Consider the following 23,731-nt stretch of genomic DNA (forward strand, 5'->3'; position numbering starts at 1 on the left):
CCGCTGTCGGGCGTACTGACAGTAAGGAGATCGGAGTCAGCGATTGTCGGGCATAGTGGCGGGTAGGGAGCACGACAGGCGGCATCGTCGTCATCAACCGCAACGACCAAGAGAATGTGATCGCGGGCGGCCAGCGAGACGGGTTCCTCGAAGAACGCGCTGCACTACGAGGACACGGGAGGCGAGGGCCGTCCTGTCATCCTCATCCATGGCTGGCCGCTGAGCGGCGCGGCCTGGGCCGACAACGTTCCCGCGCTGGAGAGGACGTCTGATTCACGTTTTTTGTGTTTGTTGTGGTTGTAGGGGTTCTCGCCAGTTTGGGGTATTTTCGGTGGTGAGGCGTTTAGCGAGGTTGTCAATCATGGCGAGGGTGATCATGCTGGCGGAGTTGTCGGGTGGGGTTTCGTAGTCGCGGACGAGTCGCCGGTGGTGCATGAGCCAGCCGATGGTGCGTTCGACAACCCATCGGCGTTTGACCACACTGAAGCCTTTGACCTGTGGGTCTTTGGTGACGATCTCGACGTCGACGCCGAGGTGGGCGCCGTGTTCGACGACGCGGTTCTTGAAGCCGGCGTCGGCCCAGGTCTTGGCCAGGGTGGGGGGGCTTGGTTGAGCAGGTTGATGCCGATGGTGTTGTCGCTGGCGCCCCGCCGCTGGCAGGGCAAGTCCGACCTGATCGATGCCGAAGCCGCTGCCCGAGCTGCCCTGGCCGCCCGAGCAACAGGCGTGCCGAAACAAAGCGACGGGCGCGTCGAGGCACTGCGGAGCCTGCGAGTGGCACGCCGATGCGCCGTCATCCACCGCGCCGACGTGCAACGACGCATGCACACCGTGATCATCACCGCCCCAGAGCCGCTACGACAGCAGCTACGCGACCTGAGCCCCGCCCGTCTGATCGAGGCCTGCGCCGCGAAACGCCCCCGCCTCGATCAGGCCGGCGAACCGGTTGTCGCCGCGACGATCACCCTGCGACACCTGGCCCGCCGTCACCAACAACTCACCACGACATCGCCGACCTCGACGCCCTCATCACACCCCTGGTCACCGCGATCAACCCCGCCCTGATCGCCACCCACGGCGTCGGCACCGAGACCGCCGGACAACTCATCGTCACCGCCGGCGACAACCCCGACCGACTCCGCTCCGAAGCCGCCTTCGCCATGCTCTGCGGCGTCGCCCCGCTACCAGCCTCCAGCGGCAAGACCCATCGCCGCCGCCTCAACCGCGGCGGCGACCGCCATGCCAACTGCGCACTCTGGCGCATCGTCATCACCCGCCTGGCCACCGATCCCCGCACCCGCGACTACCGCGACCGAATGGTCAAACAAAAACTCAGCAAACCCGAGATCATCCGATGCCTCAAACGCTACGTCGCCCGAGAGACCTACCAACTGCTCACCCAACCAACCCAACGCCTTGACGAACCATAGGAGCATCCTGCCCTGCTTACGACCGAGGACCTCACACCAACTTAGGGGTAGGTCCTGCGCGCTTGAGCAGCTGGCGATTCCGTTCGTGCCGACCGCCTCGATTGAACGTGCTCCTCGTGGGTAGGCGTGTGGATATGACATCCGTGTGGAAGACGGCGGCCGGGGTCGCCGCGACAGCGGTGGTGGGAGCGGTGGCCACGACCCCGGCGGCGTCTTGGTATCGGTCACTGCGCAAGCCGGTGTGGCAGCCACCGCCGGCGGCGTTTCCAGCAGTGTGGACTCCGCTGTATGCGCTGATCGCTGTCGCCGCCGCCCGCGTACTCGACCGTACCAGCGGCGATGACCGGACCCGGTTCCGCCGCTCGTTCACAGCCAATCTGCTGCTCAACGCGGGCTGGTCGGTGCTGTTCTTCCGTGCCCGTAACCCTAAGGCCGCGCTGGCCGAAATTGCCGCGTTGAACGTGTCGAACCTGATCCTCATGCGTGACGCGGCGCGGGTCGACCGGGTCGCAGCCGCGGCGCTGATGCCTTATGCGGCGTGGACGCTGTTCGCCGCCGCAGTGAATACTGCGATCGTGGCCGGCAACTCCGGGCAGCCCGGTAGTCGCGGGGAGGAAAAGCACCAAGGGGCTGATTGGCCGGGACGGAGTTGCACGGCGGGCCTCTGAACGGCCGGCGGTCAGCGCAGCCGGGTCCAGCCGTCATGCTGGTCTTGCCGGCGCCGTCTCAATGGACTGATGATCCGTACACCAACCTCGAGCGGAGGCCGCTGAGGGGCTGGATAGTGTACGTGCGGCGCGTGGACTCGACGGCGGGCCAGGGGTTTACTCAACCGGTCAGGCTGGTCTACAACTTCCGCGGCTACGTCTGACATCCGCTTACCGGCAAGATCGACGCGTAGCCGATGCGCCCGAAGCCTATAGGCTTCGGGCTACTCTCAACATTGTCCTGTGCAGTGGACCGCGCGGTCGTCAAGTCAGCGTCCGGACGCCGACGCGATGCCGAACCGAAAAGACACCGAGCCGCATCGCCCAGCAGCGTCGCGCTGTGTCGATCTGTCGACAGCATGTAGTAGCCGATGCAGGCCGTATGACCCAACATCTCCAGGTCACGACCGCTGGCACCCGTAGGCACATCGTCACTGAAGCCATCCGTGCTCGTTGTGTCCAGCGGCGTACGGTGCCCATCATCCGTTCGGTTGATCCTTGCGCACCTTATCGTCTAAAGTTTGGCCACGATTGGTGGTTGAGTCGGCGCCGGTCCAGCGAGGCAGGAGAGCAAGCATGTCCACGATGAGCATGGCAGCGTCCGTCACCGAGGTGCGCCGCGCGTCGCAGGCAGGTGAGGAGTTCCGCGCCAGCGAGTTGATCGTGGCGCTGGCCGCCCTGCCCGCCGGCCATCCGCAGCGGGCGAGCTTGCGCAGTCAAGTCATTGAGGCGTGGCTGCCGATGGCCAACCATCTGGCCGCCCGCTACAGCGGTCGCGGCGAGCCGGCCGGTGACCTCGCGCAGACGGCCGCGCTGGGCCTGATCAAGGCGGTGGACCGGTTCGACGCCTCCCGCGGCGTCGACTTCGCCGGCTTCGCCATCCCGACCATCCTCGGCGAGATCAAGCGGCACTTCCGCGACCGCACCTGGAACATCCGGGTGCCGCGTCGCCTCCAGGAGCTGCGGCTGCGCATCGCCGAGGCGAACAGCTCGCTGACCCAGACGCTCAACCGGGCGCCGACCGTCGCCGACATCGCCACGCACCTCGGCGTCACCGAGGAAGAGGTCCTGGAGGGCCTGGAGGGCGCCCGCGCCTACAACGCGGTCTCGCTCTCGACCCCGATCGGCGACGGCGACAGCGCCACCGAGCTGGGCGACACGCTCGGCATCGACGACAACGAGTACGAGCTGGCCGACCTGCGCGCCTCGCTCGGCCCGGCGCTGGCCACGCTCGACGAGCGGGAGCAGAAGATCCTCACGCTCCGCTTCTACGGCAACCTGACCCAGAGCGAGATCGCCGCCAAGGTCGGTGTCTCCCAGATGCACGTGTCGCGGCTACTCGCCCGCGCCCTGACCAAGCTGCGGGGCCAGCTCACCGAGGCTTGATCCACCTTCAGTAGGCCACTTCTTCCGCCATGACCGGCGCGCAGACGACCGCCCCGGCCATCCTCGGAGACGAACGAGCCGTACGCTGGTTCAGCCTGTGGCTCGTCCCACGCTTTAGAGGCGTGCAAGGCGGCGAAGGTGTCCATCGCGACGCCAGCGATGCGGGTTGCCAACCGGGGGTCGTTGGTTGCCGCGTCGAGGACCTCTTCGACTTCGGTGGTCACCTGGTCGGGGTCGATGATCGAGGTGCCGTCAGGCGAGGACCAAGGAGTCCAACGCCGAGTCGAGAGCGATATCGTCGCCACTCTGGGGCATCGTCGTCCTCTTTGTCTCGGCGGCCGGGGTCTTCGCCGACCGTAGTCCAAACCTGATGCCGGCCGCACGCTTCCGTCCGGCCCGAAAGCGTTCTCCATGGTGCACGATGAAGGTATCGAAGCCGTCCGTACGTCGGCCTAGTTGTACTGCCCAGACAGGTTGGTTGAGGTCGTGTGACGACACGGCGTAGATAGACGTGATGACGAAGGCCTCCGGTTGTGGAGTGGAGCTGTCTAGGAACCGCTCCGGCAACCAGGAGGCCTTCGTGTCCCACGCTAATGCCGCCCTGACTCCTCGTGCACGTCTTCGCCTCGCGCGTCTGATCGTGAAGCAGGGGTGGCCGGCCGCTCGCGCGGCGGAACGCTATGACGTGTCCTGGCCGACGGCGAAACGGTGGGCGGTGCGCTACGCCGAGCTCGGCGCCGACGCGATGGTCGACCGGTCATCCCGGCCGCACCGCAGCCCCACTCGCACGCCGCAACCGGTCGTTCGCAAGGTCGTGCACGAACGCGGTCCCGACTCGCGGTTCCCAGCGGTGGTTACAGGTGCCGGTGCGGCGGGCGGTGGCCTCCCGGTTGCGCTCGCCCTGGACCCGACCGACGTAGCGCCACCCGCCGCCGTCGGGAATCTGGCCGAGCTTCTTGACGTCGACGTGCAGCATTGCGCCCGGGTGGTCGTGTTCGTATCGGCGCACCGGTTCGCCGGTGCGCCGATCGATGTGTGACAGCCGGTTCACCCGGCAGCGGGTCAGCACCGCATGCACCGTTGAGGCGGGCATGCCGAGGCGGCCGGCGATCTGCACCGGCCCGAGGCGGTGTTTCCATCGCAGGTGCACCGTCGTCGATGACCACTCACGGGTGGCTTACGCCGAGATCTGCGACGACGAGAAAGCCGCCACCGCTGTCGCCGTGCTGCGCCGCGCCGTCGGCTGGTTCGCCGACCGAGGCGTCACCGTCGAGCGGGTGTTAACCGACAACGGCTTCGCCTACAAGTCCTACGCCTGGCGCGACGCCTGCACCGAACTCGGGGTCACCCCGAAGAAGACCCGCCCCTACCGGCCCCAGACCAACGGCAAGGTCGAACGCTTCCACCGGACCCTAACCGACGGCTGGGCCTTCGGCCGGTTCTACTCATCCGAAGCGGCCCGGCGAAAGGCCCTGCCCGCCTGGCTGCATCACTACAATCACCACCGGCCCCACACTGCTACCGGCGGCAATCCGCCCATCACCAGGTTGACCAACGTCCATGGGCAGAACAGCTAGGGCCTGTGTCGAAGTCGGTCACAGCCTAAGGCCAGGTCAGGTAGAGCAGGGCGGTGTCGTCGCTGTGCCGGCCCTCGTCGTGGCGACGGATCTCGTTGAGCAGGGCGGTGAGAAAATCGTCTGGGTCGGAGATGGTGCTCAACCTTCCCACGAGTTCGACGAAACGTTGCTCGCCGAGGCGGGTGCCGTCCGCTGCGAAACCTTCGTAGACGCCGTCGGTGTAGAGCAGCAGGCCGGCACCTGCCGCAAGTGTGACGACGGATTCCTGCCAGCGGCCACGGCCCGGGAACATGCCCAGCCCGAGGTGGTGACGGATCGGCGCGGGATGAGCGTCGCCCGGAGTGATCACCAGGGGTGGTGGATGTCCGGCGCTGACGACGACCGCGGTCGAGCGATCCGGGGCGACGCGGATGGTGCAAGCGGTGGCAAACATCGCCTCGCGTGGTCGCTCGGCCACCAGCACCTGTTCCAGCAACCGCATCCGGGAGGTCTTGTCGACCCCGGCCAGGGTCAGGGTTCGCCACCCGACGCGGAGGCCGACGCCGATCGCGGCCTCGTCCGGGCCGTTGCCGCAGACATCACCGATAACGGCGTGGATCGTGTGGTCCTCGTTCTGCACCAGGTCGAAGAAGTCGCCACCGAGCAGCGATCGTCCTCGCCCCGGCACGTACCTGCTGGCGACTGCCAAGGCGGGATCGGTGATCAACGGCGTCGGGAGCAGGCCCCGCTGCAACCGGAGGTTCTCGCTGGCCTGCATGTGGCTGTCCCGTAACTGCCGCTGCGTGACCACGACCCGGCGGCGCTGAACGGCGTATTCGATCGTGCGCCCGAGCAGTGTCCCGTCGATGTGTCCTTTGACCAGGTAGTCCTGTGCTCCGGCGGCGACCGCCGCCGTGCCCGTGGCGGCGTCGTTGAGTCCGGTCAGCACCACCACGGCTGCGTCCGGCCACCGGTGCAGCACCTGCCTGAGTGCCTCCAACCCGTGGCAGTCGGGTAGGTGCAGGTCGAGCAGTATGCAGTCCGGCGACGTGGAAGCGGCTGCGGCCCCTGTCAGGCTGCTGGCCTGGGTGAACCGGGCACCCATGCCGCTGTCAGCCAGCAACTCCCGGGTCAGTAGCGCGTCGCCGGGGTCGTCCTCGATCAGCAGAACCTCAGGTGCCGGGAGAGACGACGCCGATTCCACAACGCCCGCCGTGCCCATGGGCAGCGCCGTCGGCAGGCTGGCGTCACTGAGCACGCCGGATCCCTTCCTTTTGACCGCGACACGGGTGCCAGTGTCATGCCTGATCTGCCCGTCCGGCAGCCCTCAGCCATTATTACTCGCGCTCGCGCGGTCGGATACGCCGCCGGTCCGGATGCCGCCAATCCTGCCCGTCGGCGGCGTGACCCCCGTGGCGGCCGACCTGACGGGGTACCACGAGGCAACCCAAAACCGTGGGTGAGCTGAGGCTGCGAGTCCTGGATGGTTGGCGACGAGCCTCTCTGGGCATGTAAGAGGCAGATCCGATCGGGTTCGAGTGGCAGCGATCCCCGTGCTCGATCGCGAGGAAGAGGCCCCCTGCCGCGTCTTGCGGCAGGGGCTCTACTCGGTGATAAACGGGCGGTCGGATCTGCGGTGAAGACGCTCGAGCGCGCGGGCGAGACGGCCCCGTATCTGCTGGCTCGTCTCCTGGTCAGTAGGACCGCTGTTCCGACGCCACCGCCGGGTTCAGCGTTGATCGTGCTCGTCTTCAGACGGCGCACCGTACGTGCCGGTGTAGTAGTCGCCCACGCGCTGGCGGAACTGGGCAGTATCGAAGTCCGCCTCGTCGTACCTGGGGGAGTCCTTAATCTGCTGCCTGGTGCGGTCGACGAACAGCATGCGGGCGTCGTGGTCGGCGTGGGCGACGGTGCCGGCGGGCAGGAGCACCGTTCGGCCGAAAATCCAGGGGCCGGTGTCAACGACGAGTAGGGCATCGCCGACGTCGTAGCTTGCCCGGTCTACCGATCCGATCTGCCCGTCGGTGGCCTCCACCCGGTAACCAACCACATCCGCGCCGACGTACCGGCCGGCGGGATTCGATTCCTCAGAGCCCGGGCCACGGTCGGGGCCAGCGAAGATGTCACGCCACGCCCAAGGTCTGAACGGCTGCACCGCGCCCCTCCGGGTCCTCGTCTGGGTCACACCTGTGTAAGCGGAACTACCCAGATCTAGGCGTGTTGAATCTACGCGTAAGGGGCGTCCGGTGTTCGGGTCTCAGCGGTGGCTTCCGACGAATAGGTTCGCGTCCGTGTGAGAGGCCGTCCACTCCATGCGAGCCGGCGCCGGATGACGCCGAGCAGCTCCTAACCGAGGCCCCAAGCGAGCTGCCCGAGGCACCGATTGAGCCGCTGCCCGACGACGGCGAGCCCGGCCAGCTTGTCGAACTGGCGTGAAAGCGGCCACCGCGGTGCCAGCTCTCCTTTCCTACACTCGCGATGTCGACGACCTCCTCATCCCCATCTCGGCCGCTATCGCCTCGCTGACCTCGACGCCCGGCTCGTGCGTGGTGGTGGCTTCAGCCAGATCGCCGCGACTACGAACAGCAGGGGCCGCCCGCAGTCCGCTTCGGCGCTGCACCACCTGCGCAGCACTCTGCGCGCGCCGCTCAACCTTGCCGTGCGTGAGGGCTTGCTCGACGGCAGCCCCGCCCGACACCTCGATGTCTGCGGCTCTGAGAAACCCCATGCCAAGGTGTGGACCGACAACCGCGTCACGCAGTGGAAACTCACTGGCGACCGCCCGTCCGTGGCGGTCTAGACCGCCGAGCAGCTCGCCGCGTTCCTCGGCGTGGTCACCGACGACTTCCTGTTCCCCCTCTGGTGGCTCACCACGCTGCCATGGGCTGCGCCGCGGTCATCATGCGACGGGGTGATGAGGTTGCCGTGAGGATGTTCCAACAGCAGCAGGGCACGCGACGAACTCATATACCCGCTCTCCGGGCTCATGCTCCCGATCCACGGTGGTCACCGGGTTCGGTTCAGCCTCGACAGTTCAGGAAGGTGTACCGCGATGAATTTTCCAACCAGTCGACGTGCACATCGGGATCCGCTCGTCAGGCGGTGCTGCTGGGGGCGCTGGCGCTGTGTGCCTTCGTCTCGGTGACCGTGGGCGGACCGGGTTCCGCGGCTGTCGCAAGCGATGGGGCGCGAGTGGCCGCTACGTCCGACAGGAGAAGCGCCTCGGCTGCGGGCGCTCCGACCGCGACCACGCCGGACGCCACCCGGGGCGTGGCGATTGCGGTGGTGCAACGGCCGGTGCCGCAAGCCGTCGTCGACCGGTTCCGGCTCGACACGCGCTGGTACGCCAAGTACGTGGAGGGCCCGAAGGATCCGGTCACCGGATACTCCGTTCCCATCCTGGGCTCGGCGGCGATCGCGGACTCGACGTTGCTGAAGGCCGCCCGTCAGGCGAATACCATCGTGTCCACGAACCCGCAGGCCGTCGCTGAGATGTACCGACGCGACGTGCGGATCGTCATGATCGCGCACAGCGAGCGGATCAGCTCCATACCGGAGAGCTTCCGGGACCACGGCACCTCGTGGGATGAGCGGTACTGGGCCGGCATGGGCGGATCGTTGACCGTCGGCACCGAGGCAACCTGGTCGACAACCAGGGTGGTGAGAACGTCTACATCCACGAATTCGGGCACACGGTCGGCGGGTGGTCGCTGCGGTACGTCGACTCCCGGTGCGGGCCCGAACTCGACTCCGCCTACAACCGGGCCCGCGCCACCGGGCTCTGGACCAACACCTACGCCGGTAGCAACGTCGGTGAGTACTGGGCGGAGGGCGTACAGTCCTACTTCGACCTCAACCGCGAGGGTCCTCCCGGCGGCGACGGCGTCCACAACAACATCAACACCCGGGCGGAATTGTCCCGCTACGACACCACCCTGTTCGCCCTGCTCGACCGGATCTACCGCGGCACCGTCCTGGAGCCGGCCGATCCGACACCGCCCGTCGGACAGATGATCATCGGGGCGGGGTCCAACCGCTGCGTCGACGTGTCCGGTGGCCGACCCGACGACGGTGCGAAGATCCAGCTGTGGGACTGCCACGGCGGCCCCGAGGTGCGGTGGACGTGGCGCGGGCAGCAACTCGTGAACTCGCGTACAGGCAAGTGCCTGGACATCACCGGCAACAGCACCGTCGAGGGCACCAGGGTCCAGCAGTGGACCTGCAACACCGCCGGCGGCCAGCAGTGGCAGTTCGTCAACGGCAACCTGCGCAACCCGCAGTCGGGCAAGTGCGTCGACGCGGACGCCTGGGGCACCACCAACGGCACCCAACTGATCATCTGGCACTGCGGCGCCAACCAGTCCAACCAGACCTGGCGCTTCCAGAACTAGAGCCGGCGCCCGCTGCTGCCACGGCGCGGCGGTACGGAGGTGTTGCGGGAATCTTCCGGGTGTGGCTCTCGTACCGGGTGAAGCGGGTGACGGTGGCGACGAGACGTTTGTCGTCACCGCGTGGAAAACCGGGCTGCGCCCGGAGGGCGCACACAGCAGCCTCTCGGTCAGGTCAGTCGCGGGCGATCGCCCAAAGATCACACTGCCCGCACCTTCGACCGGGTAAGGCAAGCGGCGTGGAGTGGTAGTGCTGCTACGGCGTCGGAGGGCTAATTCTTAGCCCTGGCCACGGCACCTCGGTGACCTGCCGGCGGAAAACACGGCGAGCAAAGACTTCGATGATCCATGGGCCGCGTACCTCGTCGCGTTCGTAGCCGAGGAGCCGACCCCATGGGCCGCGGTTGACAAGGGCGGCGGTGATGATGAGCCGGCCGGTGTCGTCGGGTTGGGTGACGAGGTCGACGATGCGCCCGAGGTGGTTGCCGGCGAGGTCGGTGGCGTCGCGGCCGATGATGCTGCTGGCGGGGGTTGGTGTGTCAGGTGGCATCGTCGGCTCCGGGGATGCGTCCGGTCAGGTGCTCGTTGAGCCAAATTTCCAGGAGTGGTTCGGGCAGCAGGTCGCGGGACACGGACAGGTGCACGGCCGAGTCGAGGCGAGCGACGAGGTCGTAGGGGATGCGGCGTGGTCCTCGCTCGTGGTTGAGGCGGGCAGCGGTGGCGGTGAGCCAGCGGCCGAAGGCGCCGCCGAAGCGGTTGCCGAGGGCCTCTTGGCCGCTCAGCAGCGCCGCCACGTACAGGGCACCGTCGGCGGTGGCACGAAACTCGACGTCGTCGACCTTTCCGACGGGTAGGCCGTCGCGGTCGAGGATCTGACGGTCGAACAGGTCGAAGCCGATCAGCGTGGGCATGCTCAGCCTCCCATTCCGGTGAAGACCATGAGAGGTATGGCCGCCACGGCGGCGGCCACCACGATGACCAGGTAGATGACGCCGAGGGTGTTGGCGAAAGGCCCGTTGACGCGGTCGCCGAGGTAGCCGCGGTCGTTGGCGACGATGAGGATCGGCAGGTACGTCAGCGGCAGGACGACCGCGCTGAAGATCAGCATGTACTCGGTCAGCTGGATCGGGTCGATGGTGGTCAGCAGCGCGACGACGGCGAGCAGGATGCTGATCAGCACCACCGTGTGGAATCGTGCCGCCTGCCGGGCGCGCAGTAGCTTGCCCCAGGACCAGCCGAAGTACTGGGAGACGGCGTATCCGGCGGAGAGACTGGTCTCCATGGCGGCGCCGAAAGTCGCGGCGAAGACCCCGATGATGACCAGGGCCAGGCCGATCTTCCCGAAGGCGAGACCGGCCGGCAGGACAGCCTGCCCGAGGGTGTCCACGGCGACCTGTGCCGGCTCGAACACGATCGCCGAGGTGGCCAGGAAGCCGAAGGCCAGCAGGCCGCCCAGTGGGAACCCGAGGAACACGTTCACCCGGGAGATGGTCAGGTCCTTCGGGCTCCACTTCTCCTCCACGCCACCGGAGGAGAAGAAGAACACCTCGTACGGTGTCATCGCCGAGGCGAACAGCGCGACCGCGATGAACCAGTACGTCGGCCAGTTCTCGCCCGTCGGCGGCTGCCTGGACAGCGCCTGCTGACGCAGCGCCGCGGTGTCCGGGCTGAGCCAGAACACCCCGATCAGCAGCACGACGAGAGTGAGCCCGGCGAGACCGAAGACCCGTTCCAAGGTCTCGAACTTGACCCGCCACAACGCCAGCCACAACACCACCGCGACCGCGGGCACCCACAGCAGGTACGGGGTGCCGCTGAGCAGCTGCAGCGCCAGGGCCACGCCGCCGATCTCCGCGGCGAGGGTCAACAACGTGATCAGGTACGAGCCGAGCAGGTTGACCAGCGCCATCCGTGGTCCGAGTCGTTCCCGGATCAGGTCGAACACCGGACGCCCGGAGATCGCCGTGACCCGTCCGGCCATTTCCGCGTAGATACAGATGCCGATCACACCGACCAGCAGCACCCAGGTGTGGGCCAACCCGAATCGGCTGCCGGCCTCCGACGTCGACACGATGTCCCCGATGTCGACGAAACCGCCGATGGCCGTGAGGATGCCCAGCGTCACGGCGAGCAGTTTCTTCACCGGCGCACACCTGTCACTTGTGCTCCTGGATGAACTGCGACAGGCCGCCGGTCACCGGCTTCAGCGCGGCGACCGCCGCGCTGAGCTCCATTGCGTCGTCGTCGCGCGCCGCGGTCTGCACCCGTCCCAACCCAGCGTTGGCAGCGAGCAGCAGCGGCCCCAACTCCTCGCGCATCGTCTCGGTCCGCCCGTCGACGGGGACCTCGGTGGCGTACTGCTTCGCCGCTCCCACGAGGGCTTCACGGGCATCGTCGAGCACGCTGGCGGTGTACGGGCCCGCCACCCGATCCCGCAGCCGACTCTCGCCTACCAGCTCCGCGGTCTTGACCGCCTGATATGCCGACTGCGCCGACTGCACCGCCGCCTTGCGGTAGTCGTGGAAGTCCGCCGGCCGAATCGCCAGATAGCCGGCGCCCGCCCAAGCGACAGCCACCGAGGCCATCCCCATGGCGGCCCACGATCGTGTACGCACGCCGCCACCTTCCCATAATCGCTGGACCACACAAAGGGTCAGCCGGGCGCTGACCGCACGGCATCGAGTACCAGTCGGGCCTCGGACGGCGGTGCTGGTGCCGATCGTTGCAGGCTGTCCGCACCGCCCGGCGTCCTGATCCGGGGCGTCCGTCAGCGGGACAGCGCCTTCTCCAGCTCCGCCTTCGACATTGCTGAGCGGCCCTTGATGCCGCGCTGCCTGGCCTCGTTGTACAGATGCCGCACCACAGTTGGGAGAAGTGCGCGGCGATGAAGGCCACGATCAGGCGGGGCAGCAGGTCCTTGATCGTGTACCGGGAGCGTTCGTCGCCGCCTGCAGCCATGGTGAGCACACCGGCGGCGACGAACGCCAGGACGAACACGGTGTCCACGACCCATACCGAACGGCCGGTCAGGGCCTGCACCTGCGGCAGGCCGGTGACGTCCGGGGTGATCAGCAGCGCGCTGCTGATCACCCCGATCAGCGCGTCCAGGGTCGCCAGGACCGCGGTGGTGAGCCAGTCGAGGATCTGGCCGAGGACGTAGCTCATGGTCAGCCTCTGACGATTCCCTGGATGATCTCCAGCAGGACGGGGGCGAGTACGGCCACGCCGTACCCGATCAGCGCGTTGCGCAGAGCGCCCTTGGCCCGCTCGACCTGCGCCGGATCGCCGCCGGCGGTCGCCCAGTACACCCCGGCGAGGACGAGGAACAGCGTGGCAAGCGCGGCGAGGATGCCGACCAGCCAATACCGCAGGTTGGCGATGACGACCGGCAGGGAGTTCACCGCCGGCGCGGGCACGTCAGTGCCGGCGTACGCGACGGCGGGCATGGATAGGAACAGCAGCACCGGGCCGGTCAGCGCGGCGATGCGGCCGACCCGGCGAGCGGTCCGGGAGTGGGTGAAGGCACGCGCGCGTGCCGGGACGCGGAACATGAGACGGTCACCTCCGGCCCCGCGAGGTGTGCGGGGCGGTCATCGGATGGACGGGTGGACCGCCGCCGCAGGACAGGTGTGGACGACGCCCCGACGCACCGGTCGTCCCCGGGAGGAGCACGTCCTCCCTTGTCGGGTAACGGTGTAGTCGATGAGGTGTCAGCGCACCGATCTGCGCGGCACCCGGGAACGTCCGTGACGTCAGGCGCGACCGACCCGTGAGAGGGGCCCCGTCCTACGGCGGCGGCGGAACCTCCGCTGGAGCCAGGTGGCGTGCGGAAAGGTCTCGCACTTATAAAGCCAGGTTTGTGTGCTCCAGCGAACGCCTGCCCCGCTCACGGCGACTCACCCGCGCTCACGGCTATCGCCGGCCGTCCGCTCGTTGCCGCCGAAGACCTGCGGGTACTCCCTCACACGGGCGTAAGCGGTGGCTTTGCTGACGATGGAAGGTCTGAGCGGGCCGACGCAAATCGCCGCGGCGGCGCCCCCCTCGTCACCGCGGTGCTCCCGCGACTGTCCGCTGCACTCACGGCAACTCACAACGCCGACCCAGCCACAGGGTGCACACACCTGTTGAGCTGAGCATCTGCGCTCACAAGCACGGCTGGCGGCAGCCGGTGCTGGTGTCATCATGCCGCCGCCCGGCCGCCGACCTCGCCCTCCTCGGGACGATGGAAACACCCGTCGATAGAGGCCACCCTCGCCGTCGATCACGTCAGGCCAGACAAGCGAACTCGGCGCACGTCATGGCCGACGCCGGCGGATCCCCCTCGCCTTCACGCCGACCGGCGGGAAGGACACGACTCCGCCCCGACCACCACCTGCTCAACGCCATCCCCCGACCAGCGGGCGCCCGGGACCTCCAAGCCGGCGCCCCGACCGGCTATACGCCGATCGGGGCTACGACTACGACAGCCATCCATCAAAGTGGTGCCCGCGACGCCACACCCGTCACCGCTCGACACGACACGCCGACGGCTCCGGGCCTCGGCCTTAACGCTGGACCGTCGAGCGCACCATCGCCTGGCTGCACTGGGTCCACCGCATCCACCGGGAGATCCGCACTGCGGCAATCCGCTTTCCTCTACTGCCGAATGCGGTATCGGCAATGCCCGTCGGAGTTAGCCGGGCCGGCTCGTCACGCGTACGTGTACTGCGTTCCGGAGCAGTAGATGGTGGCGCCCTGCACCAGGCAAATCCGCAGTCCGACCCGGGTGCCCTCGGCGATGTTGCCGGTAATCCAAGGGGTGGCGTACGGAGAGGTGTGGCCACGGGTGGACGCGATCCGATCGGCCTGGAACGAGCTCCCAGGATCGATGTCCAGCCATGCCTCGACGCCCAGCCCATCGCCCGAGATGTCGTGCGCCCTGATGGCGTCACCCGGGGTGTCGCCCCAGGGGTCGGCGTTGAATTCGGCCCAACCGATGTAACGTCCGGCCCCGTCGACAATCTGCATGTCCAGGGAGTCTCCGTCCCTGGACGTCTCGACCCGGTATCCGTCCGGTAGCGCGGCCGACGCTGGCGTCGGGGCGGCCACGATCGTGAAGGCGACGGCCCCCGCGATGGCGGCGGCCATCCGGAGGGGCGTGAGTGCCCGTCGATTCATGTCAATCTCCTCTCCTTGGAGCAGAGGCGTTTTCGCCTGCTCCCCCGTGTTCTCCCGGCAAGGACACCGAAACTCATGACCATCTAGAGCCCCGCCTCGTCCCCAATCCACAGTCCAGCAAGCGAGCGGTATCGTCAATGCAATGACATTGATGACGGATGCCAGGATGTTGACGATGAGTGCCAGGCCGCCGAAGCGGGACGCCTTACAGGAACTCGCGTACTCGTCAGCGGGATGTCGGCCAGGAGATCCAGGTTCTCGTCAGTCATGGGGCTGGAGGTGTCCGGTGACAGCGGCGCCTTTGATCATCAACGATGGAGCCGCCACACTTCACGTTGATCGAACCGAAGGCCACCACATGTCGGTCTCGCGCCGGTCTCCCGCTGCGGTTGCTGTCGGGCTTGCTTTGCGCTCTGACGCAAGTCACGGACCCGCAGTCCGCGCGAGGATAGTTCAGCCGGCGTTGACATCCGCATCCCGGATACGCGGCGCCGTGTCACAACCATTCAAGCTTACTGATGCCAGGCGTTGCTCGTCGCCGTGTCCAGGTCGCGTCCGCGGCGGCGATCCTGACACCGCCGACCGATGCGACCGGACAGTCGTGACACGCCCGCGCCGACGGCGTGACCGACGCGCCGCGGTCGGGCTCCGCGCCCCCGTCGGCGGATACGCCGTGATGTCACGGGCATGAAGGCAATGGCGCGGCCAAAGATGTCAAAGCGCAGCTCAGCGCCATGGTCGAGAAGGACATCTCATCAATGTGAGCGGATGCGCTGCGGTCACGACGTGACGCGTCGCGCCGGTCGCCGAAGGCCGACGCGCGGTACGGCGACGCCACTGCGTGACCAACGGCAGTATCCAGCGTTGTACGTGTCCGTCATCGCCTGCGTCGCCGTGAGCGGGCCATGAGGTTGGTCCACCGACGGCTCGTCCTGGTCATCTTCGTCGGCCGGCCGCACACGACCGGCATCGACATCCTTCTCTGACATGGTCCATGGGTCGCGGACACTGCCCTTCGGCTGCCGGCGGGGTCTGCGGCGTGACAAGGCGGACGCGGCGCGGCGACTGCGGCAAGCCGAGCGCCATCGGCGGGAGGCAACGCGCTCACGCGGCTGTCTGGTCACGTGTTGATGGCGTCGCTTGACCGTCGGTCCGCTGGCCGATCGTCAACGCGCGCAGGACAGCGGACAGCGGCGCGCTCCGACGTGACGGACGGCAATGAGTACCGTCGGCGTAACCGGGTGTGAGCGATGCTGGCCGCTCGGCTACCGACGCCGCGAACCGCTCGGGGCGGTCTGGCTTACCTCACCGTCCTGGTCCAGGCGTAGCTGTCGGCATCCGACGGCGGCTGACCACACTTGGTTGGTGGTGAGCGCCGGGGCGCTCGACGCGGGCCGCTGCGCCGGGCGTGCCGTCCTGGACGTGAGTAGTTGTGAGCCGTTGTGAGTCGCTGTGAGTCGCGGTGGGTGGCGCGGCGAAGGGCGGCGGCTCACCGTCGGCGGCTCGCTCGCAGCGGACGAAAACGTAGACCTCGTCGCGCTCACATCCCTGCTCAGAGCCCTGCCGAGATTGCCGCGGGGCGAGGCTTGACGGCCGGTCGGCGGTAGCGAGCCGCGCCTTCTTGTCGAGGCCTACGCGGGGTGATTCGGGGTCTGAGCTGCGGTGTGAGCCGGTGTGAGCGGGCGGGGTGCTAATGGGTGCTCGCCGTCGCCGCAAGTGGCGGCGGTCACCGACTCGTGAGGAGTACCTCGTCATGACCGCGACCCCTACCGATTGGTCGGACTCGCCGTTGCACGCCGCGCAGGTGGCGTTCGAGGCGTTGACCGGCGACCCCGACCCGCTGACCATCGACTGCGACCTGGTCAATCCCGACGGCGACCTCAACGTGCCGGCGGGAGTGCTACCACTGACACAGGTGCGGGAATGGCTGCTGCAGCGCCCGCGCGACGTGCAGGCACGCGACGCCGTGTGGGCGGAGCTCATCCGGAAGGCCCGCCTGGACGGCCCGCGGTGGGTCATCGCCGCGGTCGGCATGGCGATGCCCGTGCTGCGCCGCTACACCCGCCAGCTCGCCGCCGGGTACGGCGGTGACCTCGACGACCTCGAGGCGGAGATCCTCGCGGGATTCCTCGCCGCGCTGCGCGACCGGGCGGACCTCGCCCAACCCGCCCCCTACGCGGCGTTGTGCCGGTTCGGGTGGCGGGCCGGGTTCACGCTGCGTCAGCAGGCCTCGGAGTACACCACGGTCGACGACGTCGAACACCTCACCGGCCCGCGGACACCGCGGATGCCCTACGGGCACCCGGACGTGCTGGTCAACCGGGCGGTGCGGCTCGGAGTCATCGACGCCGAGGACGAATTCCCGTGGATCGAGGTGCGCCTCGGCCGCAAATCGGTCGAGAACGTCGCCGCTGGATTGGGTATCACCGCCGCGGCGATGCGGATGCGGCTCGGCCGTATCGACACCCGCATCGCCGAGGCGCTCGCCAGCGGCGTGCTCACCGGCGTGGCATCCCCGCAAGCAGCCTTGAACCTCGCCGCGCAGGCCAGCCGGCGCGCGAACCTGCGCGCGGCCCGCCAGTCCCGCCGCACCCCGGCCCGCCCGCCGAGCGGGGCTGCGGCGCAGGGGACAGCCGCCGCCTGAGCGCGTCAGGGAGGCGCCCAACGGCGCCCGCACCGGCCCGTCCGGTGCGGGCGCCGCTGGCGCTCCGCCCTTTCGCCAGTGCCCGACCGACGGGTGGCGCGAGAGGTGGCCCTGCAGCCGCGACGCTCGCCGGGCATCAGCGAGCCGCGACACCTCGCAGCGACTGGAGCCTCCCGTCGTCGAGCGGACGCGGTGAGCGCGTACCCACAGGTCGGAAGCGGTGGCGATTGGACTGTCGGCGGGTGCCGTGAGTTGGCGTGAGTCGCGGTGAGTGGGTCAGGCGTTCGCTGGAGCACACAAACGCTGCTTTATAGGAGTCAGCGCACTGCATGCGCGGCGCGGAGCCGACACCTGATGAGCGAGCACACGCCGCAGCACCACAACGTTCCCGTCCACCCGCTCGGCCCTCTGGTGGCCGACCCGACCCTGATCGACGTGGTCGCCGGCGAGCCACCGGTACCGGTCACCGTGTGGCGCACCGCCGAGGACCCGACCGACGCCGGCCGCAGCGTCGGCGCACGACTGGCCTACCGGCTCGTGGCCGCCTACACCCGTCCCGGTGAGGCCGTCGTCGACCTCACCACTGACCACGCACTCACCGACGTCAGCGCGGCCGGAGGGCGCCGCCACCACTCGGCCTGGTTTACCGAAGTGTCCAGCCTGATCATCGGACCGGTCACCCCCACCGCCCCCCTCGACCCCGCCGCCGCTGCCGTCGACGGCGACGGGGTGCCCGACATCGCCGCGTGGTTCGGTGACGACCTCACCGACGCCCCGCCCACCGACCTCGTCGAGGCGGGGCACACGTCCGTGGCGGGGACGACGAGCCTGGTCGTGGCGGCCTGGCCGCTGGACCGCGACGACGCGGTCAACCGGATCCGCCTGGCATGGCTCCTGACCGTCTGCGCGCGGCTGCTGCGCCCGGGCGGCTGCCTCGTCCTCGTCGTCACCGGCCCCACCACGACGACGCCCACTCCGGAGGACTTCAGCCCCGTCGCCACCGCCGCTGCCCAGGCCGGGCTGGGCTACCTGCAGCACATCGTCGCCGTCACCGCCGACACCGACAGCGACCAGTTCGCCTACTACGCCACCGACGAGGAACTACTCACCCTCACCCACCCGAGGTGGGTGGCGCACCTGCGGGTCCACGCGGACCTGCTCGTGTTCTCCCCCGTGCCGGGCGCGCGGCAGCGCGCTGGGGGTAACCGCCATGACTGACAACCCCACCCGCGAGGCGAGTCAGCCTGACCCCGACGGCGTACCGCAGGATTGGCAGGGCCACCCGACGCCGCCGGAAGGGCTGTCGGTATGGGCGACCGCGCAGCGCACCGGACCGGTGCAGCGACGAGGCCGCTACGTGCCCGAGTCGGTCAAGCACCCTGCGCGGATGCTCCCGGCGATCGCCGCCCACGCGGTGCACGCCTATACCCAGCCCGGGGACCTCGTCCTCGATCCGATGTGCGGGATCGGCACCACCCTCGTCGAGGCCATCCACGCCGGCCGCGACGCCATCGGCGTGGAGTACGAGCCGCGCTGGTCCAACATCGCCGACGCCAACATCACCCACGCCCACCACCACGGCGCCACCGGCCGCGCGTCAGTAGTCCGCGGCGACGCCACCCGCCTGTCCGCTCTCCTGCCCGCCGCCCTCACCGGGCAGGTCGCGCTGGTGGTCACCTCACCGCCGTACGGGCCGACCGTGCACGGTCTGGTGCGCCCCGGCGAGGACGGGGTGGCGAAGTTCGACAACGCCTACAACGACGGCGCCGACCGCGGCAACCTCGCCTACCGCGACCTGACTGGCCTTGCCGATGGGTTCGAGCAGATCCTGCGCGGCTGCGCCTTGCTGCTGCGACCCGGCGGCACCGTGGTGGTCACCGCCCGGCCGTGGCGCAAACACGGACAGCTGGTCGACCTGCCCTCGGCCGTCATCGCCGCCGGCGTCCGCGCCGGCCTGACCCCGACCGAGCGGTGCGTCGCGCTGCTCGCGGCGGTCCGCGACGGACAGCTCATCGCCCGCCCGTCCTTCTTCCAGCTGCAGCAAATCCGCAAGGCCCGCTCGCGAGACACCCCGCTGCACCTGATCACGCACGAGGACGTGCTGATCTTCCGCCAGCCGCCAGCGGAGAACCACTCCGGTTCGGAAATCTCGAACCCGGGCGAAGGCGGGGTGCTCGCGTGAGCGCACCCACCCACCGATACCTCAGCCTCGGCGCCGGAGTGCAGAGTTCCACCCTGCTGCTGCTCGCGGCGCACGGCCGAGTCCCCACGTTCGAGGCGGCGATCTTCGCCGACACCGGCTGGGAACCCGCTGCGGTCTACACCCATCTGCGTCGATTGGAGCAGCTGGCCACCCGATCGGGGATCCCGGTCGTCCGGGTCGCGGCGGGTGACATCCGACGCGACGCGCTCGACCCGGACCACCGCTTCGCCTCAATGCCCCTGTTCACCCTGGGACCCAACGGCGAGCGGGGTATGGCACGCCGGCAGTGCACGGGCGAGTACAAGATCAAACCGATCAAGGTAGAGGTCCGGCGCCGCCTCGGCTATCCGCACCCTGCCCGGGTCCCCGCCGGTGTGGTCGCCGAGATGGCGATCGGGATCAGCCTCGACGAGATCGGCCGGGCCCGTGACGCCGACGTCGCCTACATGCGAAATGTCTTTCCACTGCTCGACCTCGGGTGGCGGCGCACGGACTGCCTCGCCTACCTGAGCGATCACGGGTGGGCGGACACCCCTCGAAGCGCGTGCGTAGGGTGTCCGTTTCGCACTGACACTGAATGGGCGCGGCTTCGCCGCGACGACCCCGCCGGCTGGCACGACGCGGTGGCGTTCGACGCGGCGATCCGCCACGGGTCAGCGCGGGCCAACGCCGCCGGGCAGCCCCTGCGAGGGCAGTTCTTCCTGCACCGACAGCGCATCCCCCTCGACCAGGTCATCCTCCGCCCCCGGCCGGAGGCGCAGAAGGATGCCCCCGGATGCGGGCCGTGGACCTGTCCCCACCCCGACACGGTCACCGAGCCGACGCCCGACTCGTCGGTCCCGCCGGGGCGGGAGGTGCGCCATTGAGCAGCACCCACCATCGCGCATCGGATCGCTGTGCACCGGCTACGGCGGCCTCGACATGGCCGTCGAGCTGGTGCTCGGCGGCCAGCTCGCCTGGTACGCCGAGACCGACCGGCACGCCGCCGCCGTCAGCGCCCACCACTGGCCCCATGTCCCGAACCTCGGCGACATCCGCGCCGTCGACTGGAGCGCCGTCGCACCCGTCGACATCCTCACCGCAGGCTTCCCCTGCCAGGACATCTCCAACGCCGGCAAACGCGCCGGCATCGGCGGCAAGCATTCCAGCCTGTGGAGCGCTGTCGCCGACGCCGTTCGCGCGCTTCGACCGCCGCTCGTGTTCGTGGAAAACGTCGCCGCGCTCCTGCGCCGCGGCTTCGACGTCGTCGAAGCCGACCTGGCCGCGATCGGGTACGACACGAGCTGGACGTGCCTACGCGCATCCGACATCGGCGCCGCGCACCGCCGCGACCGACTGTTCCTGCTCGCCGTACCCGCCGAACGGCTTCGAGGGGGTACGGACGCTGCCGACACCGTGCGCCCGTGACGGCAAGGGCCCCGGCCACCAGCACGGGCTACCCGACCTGATCGAACCGGCCGGCTCCACCCACGGCCTGCTGCCCACCCCCACCGCCGTGACATACGGATCCAACAAGTCCCCGTCCGCGGGAGCGGCTCGCCGGCCCAGCCTGGCCGGTATCGCCGGGCAACTTCTGCCCACCCCGACTGCCGGAGGCGGCACCGGCTACATGAGCGGCAGCAACCGCGACACCTGGCGACCGACACTAGAGTCCGCCGTTCGCGGCTACCAACCACACCCCGGCGGCAGGCCGACAAACCCTCATCCGCTCCTGCCCACCCCACGAGCCAGCGACACCGGCACCCCCGGACGCAAGGCGGGGGCCGGCTTCCGCCCGCCGCTGTCGCAAGTACTGCTGCCCACCCCAAAGGCCACCGACGGAGCGAAAGGCTGCCCGGGGCAGCGCGGCTCACACGGCGATCTCACCCTGCCGTCGGCGGCGGTGCGGGTACCCACCCGCACCCTGCCCACCCCCCGCGCGTCCGACGGGCGCGGCCCCGGACGCCACGGCGACGGCGGGGCGGATCTGCGCACCACCGTCGCCGGGCTCGGTGACCTCGACGAGCAACGGTGGGGCGGCTATGCCTCCGCCGTCGCCCGGTGGGAGCTGCTGCTCGGCCGAGGCGCACCGGAGCCCACCCAAGCCGGTCAGCACGGCAAGCCCGTGCTCGCTCCACCGTTCGTGGAATGGCTGATGGGCCTCAACGCAGGCCACGTCACCGACCCCACGCTCGCCCTGCCACGCACCCTCGCGCTGCGTGTCCTGGGCAACGGCGTCGTCCCGCAACAGGCAGCAGCCGCGCTGCGGCTGCTGCTGTGCCCGCACCGTTGGCAGGTGCCGTCATGACCGCAGATCACCACCCGGTGGATATGGCTGACTACCAGTACCACCAGGAAGGGCCGGTCACCCTCTATCTCGGTGACACCCGACGGGTGCTGACCGCGATGCCCGAGGCGTCCGTCGACTGCGTCGTCACCTCACCCCCGTTCTGGGGTCTGCGCGACTACGGCACCGGCCGCTGGAGCCGCGGAAACCCTGACTGCTTACACGACGCGCGCCGTCGGGTCGACGGCGCCATCTGCCGGCGATGCCCCGCACGATGGTCCGACCCGCAGTACGGGCTCGAACCCACCCTCGACGAATACGTCGACCGGCTGGTCGACGTATTCCGCCAAGCGCGCAGGGTGCTCACACCTACCGGCACGTGTTGGCTCAATCTCGGGGACAGCTACAGCAGCGCCTCCGGCGGCGCACCCCAAGCGGGCCGGCGACAACCCGGAGGCCGACGCCCGGCGCGCCCCCGCGCGCAGGACACCCTCGCGCCCAAGAACCTCCTCGGCGTGCCCTGGCGGATCGCGTTCGCGCTACAAGCTGACGGCTGGTGGCTGCGCAACGCGATCATCTGGTCCAAGACCAACCCGATGCCCGAATCCGTCCGCGACCGCCTCTCCACCACCTACGAACTGATCTTCCTGCTTACCCCGTCACCCACCTACCACTTCGACCTCGACCCCATCCGCATACCCCTGATCCACCCGACAGCCGCCGACGGCACCCGAGTCATCGGCGGCACCGCAAAGGCGCCACCGGCGGGATCGGGGCGACCGCCCGCCGCCGGGGCGCCACCGCCTACGGCCACAAGTACACCGCCGCCGACACCGCCGAGCCACGCGCCGCGGCAGGCAACCTGAAACCGCTCGGGCACGCCCACACTGCCGCGCACCACAGGGGCCGTAACCCGGGTGACGTGTGGCGCATCGCCACCCGCCCCTACCGCGGCTCCCACGTCGCCCCATTCCCTATCGACCTGCCACTACGAGCGATCGCCGCCGGCAGCCCGGCAGGCGGCGTGGTACTCGACCCCTTCTCCGGGGCCGCCACCACCGGCCTGGCCGCAATGCAACTCGGCCGCCGCTACCTCGGCATCGACATCGCCGCTCGATTCCATGACGAAGCCCTCACCCGACTACGCCCACACCTTCCACCGGCGCGGCCATGAGCCTGCGTCTCGTACCGGTCACCTTCGCCCAAGCCTGCCAGTTCATCACTGACTGGCACCGCCACCACCGCCCACCCCGAGGACACAAGTTCTCCCTCGGCATCGCCCAGGACGACGTTCTCGTCGGAGTGGCCGTGGTCGGGCGGCCCGTCGCCCGGCTACTCGACGACGGCCACACCCTCGAAGTCACCCGCGTCGCCATCGCCGGCGCCGTTCCGAACGGTTGCAGCATGCTCTACGGCGCCGCCTGGCGAGCCACGAAAGCCCTCGGCTACCGCCGGCTGGTCACCTACACCCAACACGGGGAAAGCGGAGTCAGTCTACGAGCGAGCGGGTGGCGAAACGTCGCCTCCCGACCACCGCAACCGGGCTGGTCGCGACCCAGCCGCCCCCGCGTCGACCACGGCACCGCTGACATCGCGCGCAGCCGCTGGGAACCGTCGAACTGACCACCGCACCAGCGGAACATCCATCCGAAGGGGCCCGCCACCACGGTGGCGGGCCCCTTCCTCTCTACCAAAGGACGAGACCTCATGGATGGCACTGCCAGCACTTCCGCAGGAGTGACCGCCTTGCCCGCCTCGGTGTGGACCATCGAGCGCATCCGCGCGCTCGGGGCGGTCACCGATGTCGCCACCGTCGGCGAGATCTTCGGCCTCTCTCGCAGCAGCGCCTACGAACTGGCACGCCGGAACCGGCTACCGGTGCCGGTGCTGCGAGTCGGATCCCGCTACCGAGTCTCCGTCGCCGCGATCCTCACCGCCCTCGGCGTCCCCACCGAACACCCCACCCCGCCGCTCACGACTTGATCACGCCGACA

General features: G+C 69.1%; 23 protein-coding genes and 5 pseudogenes. 16 read left to right on the forward strand and 12 right to left on the reverse strand.

Annotated features, from left to right (window positions below):
* Positions 1 to 273: 273 nt before the first annotated feature.
* Positions 274 to 647, reverse strand: a pseudogene (locus ACIA6B_RS24400) (transposase); the annotation flags it as partial.
* Positions 648 to 785: 138 nt separating this feature from the next.
* Here ACIA6B_RS24400 and ACIA6B_RS24405 point away from each other — a divergent pair.
* From ACIA6B_RS24405 to ACIA6B_RS24420, 4 genes and pseudogenes are all read left to right on the forward strand, one after another.
* Positions 786 to 1,430: a transposase gene (locus tag ACIA6B_RS24405; RefSeq protein ID WP_396776632.1), complete on the forward strand. Its 645-nt coding sequence runs from the start codon at positions 786 to 788 to the stop codon at positions 1,428 to 1,430.
* A gap of 134 nt (positions 1,431 to 1,564) precedes the next feature.
* Positions 1,565 to 2,098 (forward strand): TspO/MBR family protein, encoded by a 534-nt coding sequence (locus ACIA6B_RS24410; protein ID WP_396776634.1) that lies wholly within the window; start codon positions 1,565 to 1,567, stop codon positions 2,096 to 2,098.
* Between the two features lie 624 nt (positions 2,099 to 2,722).
* On the forward strand, positions 2,723 to 3,523 hold the full coding sequence (locus tag ACIA6B_RS24415) for a SigB/SigF/SigG family RNA polymerase sigma factor (RefSeq protein ID WP_396776935.1): 801 nt from the start codon (positions 2,723 to 2,725) through the stop codon (positions 3,521 to 3,523).
* A 514-nt stretch (positions 3,524 to 4,037) separates the two neighbouring features.
* A pseudogene (locus tag ACIA6B_RS24420) lies at positions 4,038 to 4,253 on the forward strand (hypothetical protein); the annotation flags it as partial.
* 54 nt (positions 4,254 to 4,307) lie between these two features.
* Here ACIA6B_RS24420 and ACIA6B_RS24425 read toward each other — a convergent pair.
* A pseudogene (locus ACIA6B_RS24425) lies at positions 4,308 to 4,673 on the reverse strand (IS481 family transposase); the annotation flags it as partial.
* Here ACIA6B_RS24425 and ACIA6B_RS24430 point away from each other — a divergent pair.
* Positions 4,672 to 5,100 (forward strand): annotated as a pseudogene (locus tag ACIA6B_RS24430) (integrase core domain-containing protein); the annotation flags it as partial. The pseudogenes ACIA6B_RS24425 and ACIA6B_RS24430 sit on opposite strands and share 2 nt — an antisense overlap.
* 25 nt (positions 5,101 to 5,125) lie before the next feature.
* On the opposite strand, the gene ACIA6B_RS24435 reads toward ACIA6B_RS24430, so the two are convergent.
* The 3 genes from ACIA6B_RS24435 to ACIA6B_RS24445 all read right to left on the reverse strand — a co-directional run bounded on the left by ACIA6B_RS24435 (position 5,126) and on the right by ACIA6B_RS24445 (position 8,771).
* Complete coding sequence (locus ACIA6B_RS24435; RefSeq protein WP_396776636.1) at positions 5,126 to 6,337, reverse strand: PP2C family protein-serine/threonine phosphatase; 1,212 nt, start codon at positions 6,335 to 6,337, stop codon at positions 5,126 to 5,128.
* 471 nt (positions 6,338 to 6,808) lie between these two features.
* Positions 6,809 to 7,234 carry a PRC-barrel domain containing protein gene (locus tag ACIA6B_RS24440; RefSeq protein WP_396776638.1) on the reverse strand — a complete coding sequence of 142 codons (426 nt, stop codon included), beginning with the start codon at positions 7,232 to 7,234 and terminating at the stop codon, positions 6,809 to 6,811.
* 1,291 nt (positions 7,235 to 8,525) lie between these two features.
* The gene (locus ACIA6B_RS24445; protein WP_396776639.1) at positions 8,526 to 8,771 is read right to left on the reverse strand and encodes a hypothetical protein; all 246 of its coding nucleotides are present in this window, start codon (positions 8,769 to 8,771) and stop codon (positions 8,526 to 8,528) included.
* A gap of 222 nt (positions 8,772 to 8,993) precedes the next feature.
* On the opposite strand from ACIA6B_RS24445, the gene ACIA6B_RS24450 reads away from it, so the two are divergent.
* Complete coding sequence (locus ACIA6B_RS24450) at positions 8,994 to 9,470, forward strand: RICIN domain-containing protein (RefSeq protein WP_396776641.1); 477 nt, start codon at positions 8,994 to 8,996, stop codon at positions 9,468 to 9,470.
* Positions 9,471 to 9,723: 253 nt separating this feature from the next.
* Here ACIA6B_RS24450 and ACIA6B_RS24455 read toward each other — a convergent pair whose 3' ends face one another.
* The 7 genes and pseudogenes from ACIA6B_RS24455 to ACIA6B_RS24485 form a co-directional block, all read right to left on the reverse strand.
* Positions 9,724 to 10,017 (reverse strand): PRC-barrel domain-containing protein, encoded by a 294-nt coding sequence (locus ACIA6B_RS24455; protein ID WP_396776643.1) that lies wholly within the window; start codon positions 10,015 to 10,017, stop codon positions 9,724 to 9,726.
* Positions 10,007 to 10,378: a hypothetical protein gene (locus ACIA6B_RS24460; RefSeq protein ID WP_396776645.1), complete on the reverse strand. Its 372-nt coding sequence runs from the start codon at positions 10,376 to 10,378 to the stop codon at positions 10,007 to 10,009. The genes ACIA6B_RS24455 and ACIA6B_RS24460 overlap by 11 nt, the downstream gene beginning before the upstream one ends.
* A gap of 2 nt (positions 10,379 to 10,380) precedes the next feature.
* A complete protein-coding gene (locus ACIA6B_RS24465) occupies positions 10,381 to 11,610 on the reverse strand; it encodes an NRAMP family divalent metal transporter (protein ID WP_396776647.1) in 1,230 nt (409 codons plus the stop codon).
* A 13-nt stretch (positions 11,611 to 11,623) separates the two neighbouring features.
* Complete coding sequence (locus tag ACIA6B_RS24470) at positions 11,624 to 12,082, reverse strand: hypothetical protein (RefSeq protein ID WP_396776953.1); 459 nt, start codon at positions 12,080 to 12,082, stop codon at positions 11,624 to 11,626.
* Between the two features lie 238 nt (positions 12,083 to 12,320).
* A pseudogene (locus ACIA6B_RS24475) lies at positions 12,321 to 12,632 on the reverse strand (hypothetical protein); the annotation flags it as partial.
* Positions 12,633 to 12,634: 2 nt separating this feature from the next.
* Positions 12,635 to 13,018, reverse strand: a complete 384-nt coding sequence (locus ACIA6B_RS24480; protein ID WP_396776649.1) for a pilin — start codon at positions 13,016 to 13,018, stop codon at positions 12,635 to 12,637.
* A gap of 1,138 nt (positions 13,019 to 14,156) precedes the next feature.
* Positions 14,157 to 14,594: a hypothetical protein gene (locus ACIA6B_RS24485; RefSeq protein WP_396776651.1), complete on the reverse strand. Its 438-nt coding sequence runs from the start codon at positions 14,592 to 14,594 to the stop codon at positions 14,157 to 14,159.
* Positions 14,595 to 16,377: 1,783 nt separating this feature from the next.
* On the opposite strand from ACIA6B_RS24485, the gene ACIA6B_RS24490 reads away from it, so the two are divergent.
* The 10 genes from ACIA6B_RS24490 (at position 16,378) to ACIA6B_RS24535 (ending at position 23,720) form a co-directional block, all read left to right on the forward strand.
* Positions 16,378 to 17,268 (forward strand): hypothetical protein, encoded by an 891-nt coding sequence (locus ACIA6B_RS24490; RefSeq protein WP_396776653.1) that lies wholly within the window; start codon positions 16,378 to 16,380, stop codon positions 17,266 to 17,268.
* Positions 17,269 to 17,622: 354 nt separating this feature from the next.
* Positions 17,623 to 18,486: a hypothetical protein gene (locus ACIA6B_RS24495; RefSeq protein ID WP_396776655.1), complete on the forward strand. Its 864-nt coding sequence runs from the start codon at positions 17,623 to 17,625 to the stop codon at positions 18,484 to 18,486.
* The gene (locus ACIA6B_RS24500; protein ID WP_396776936.1) at positions 18,464 to 19,450 is read left to right on the forward strand and encodes a TRM11 family SAM-dependent methyltransferase; all 987 of its coding nucleotides are present in this window, start codon (positions 18,464 to 18,466) and stop codon (positions 19,448 to 19,450) included. Before ACIA6B_RS24495 ends, ACIA6B_RS24500 begins: the two co-directional genes overlap by 23 nt.
* Complete coding sequence (locus ACIA6B_RS24505; protein ID WP_396776657.1) at positions 19,447 to 20,337, forward strand: hypothetical protein; 891 nt, start codon at positions 19,447 to 19,449, stop codon at positions 20,335 to 20,337. Before ACIA6B_RS24500 ends, ACIA6B_RS24505 begins: the two co-directional genes overlap by 4 nt.
* A 28-nt stretch (positions 20,338 to 20,365) precedes the next feature.
* A complete protein-coding gene (locus ACIA6B_RS24510) occupies positions 20,366 to 20,878 on the forward strand; it encodes a DNA cytosine methyltransferase (RefSeq protein WP_396776938.1) in 513 nt (170 codons plus the stop codon).
* Between the two features lie 475 nt (positions 20,879 to 21,353).
* The gene (locus ACIA6B_RS24515; RefSeq protein WP_396776659.1) at positions 21,354 to 21,758 is read left to right on the forward strand and encodes a hypothetical protein; all 405 of its coding nucleotides are present in this window, start codon (positions 21,354 to 21,356) and stop codon (positions 21,756 to 21,758) included.
* A complete protein-coding gene (locus ACIA6B_RS24520) occupies positions 21,755 to 22,603 on the forward strand; it encodes a DNA-methyltransferase (RefSeq protein WP_396776661.1) in 849 nt (282 codons plus the stop codon). The genes ACIA6B_RS24515 and ACIA6B_RS24520 overlap by 4 nt, the downstream gene beginning before the upstream one ends.
* Entirely contained in the window at positions 22,600 to 22,911 is a 312-nt protein-coding gene (locus ACIA6B_RS24525; protein ID WP_396776940.1) for a DNA methyltransferase, read from the forward strand. Before ACIA6B_RS24520 ends, ACIA6B_RS24525 begins: the two co-directional genes overlap by 4 nt.
* The gene (locus ACIA6B_RS24530) at positions 22,908 to 23,360 is read left to right on the forward strand and encodes an XF1762 family protein (RefSeq protein ID WP_396776662.1); all 453 of its coding nucleotides are present in this window, start codon (positions 22,908 to 22,910) and stop codon (positions 23,358 to 23,360) included. Before ACIA6B_RS24525 ends, ACIA6B_RS24530 begins: the two co-directional genes overlap by 4 nt.
* An 84-nt stretch (positions 23,361 to 23,444) precedes the next feature.
* Positions 23,445 to 23,720, forward strand: a complete 276-nt coding sequence (locus ACIA6B_RS24535) for a helix-turn-helix domain-containing protein (protein ID WP_396776664.1) — start codon at positions 23,445 to 23,447, stop codon at positions 23,718 to 23,720.
* Positions 23,721 to 23,731: the final 11 nt, after the last annotated feature.

Source organism: Micromonospora sp. NPDC051141 (genome assembly GCF_044455765.1).
Taxonomy (GTDB): domain Bacteria; phylum Actinomycetota; class Actinomycetes; order Mycobacteriales; family Micromonosporaceae; genus Micromonospora.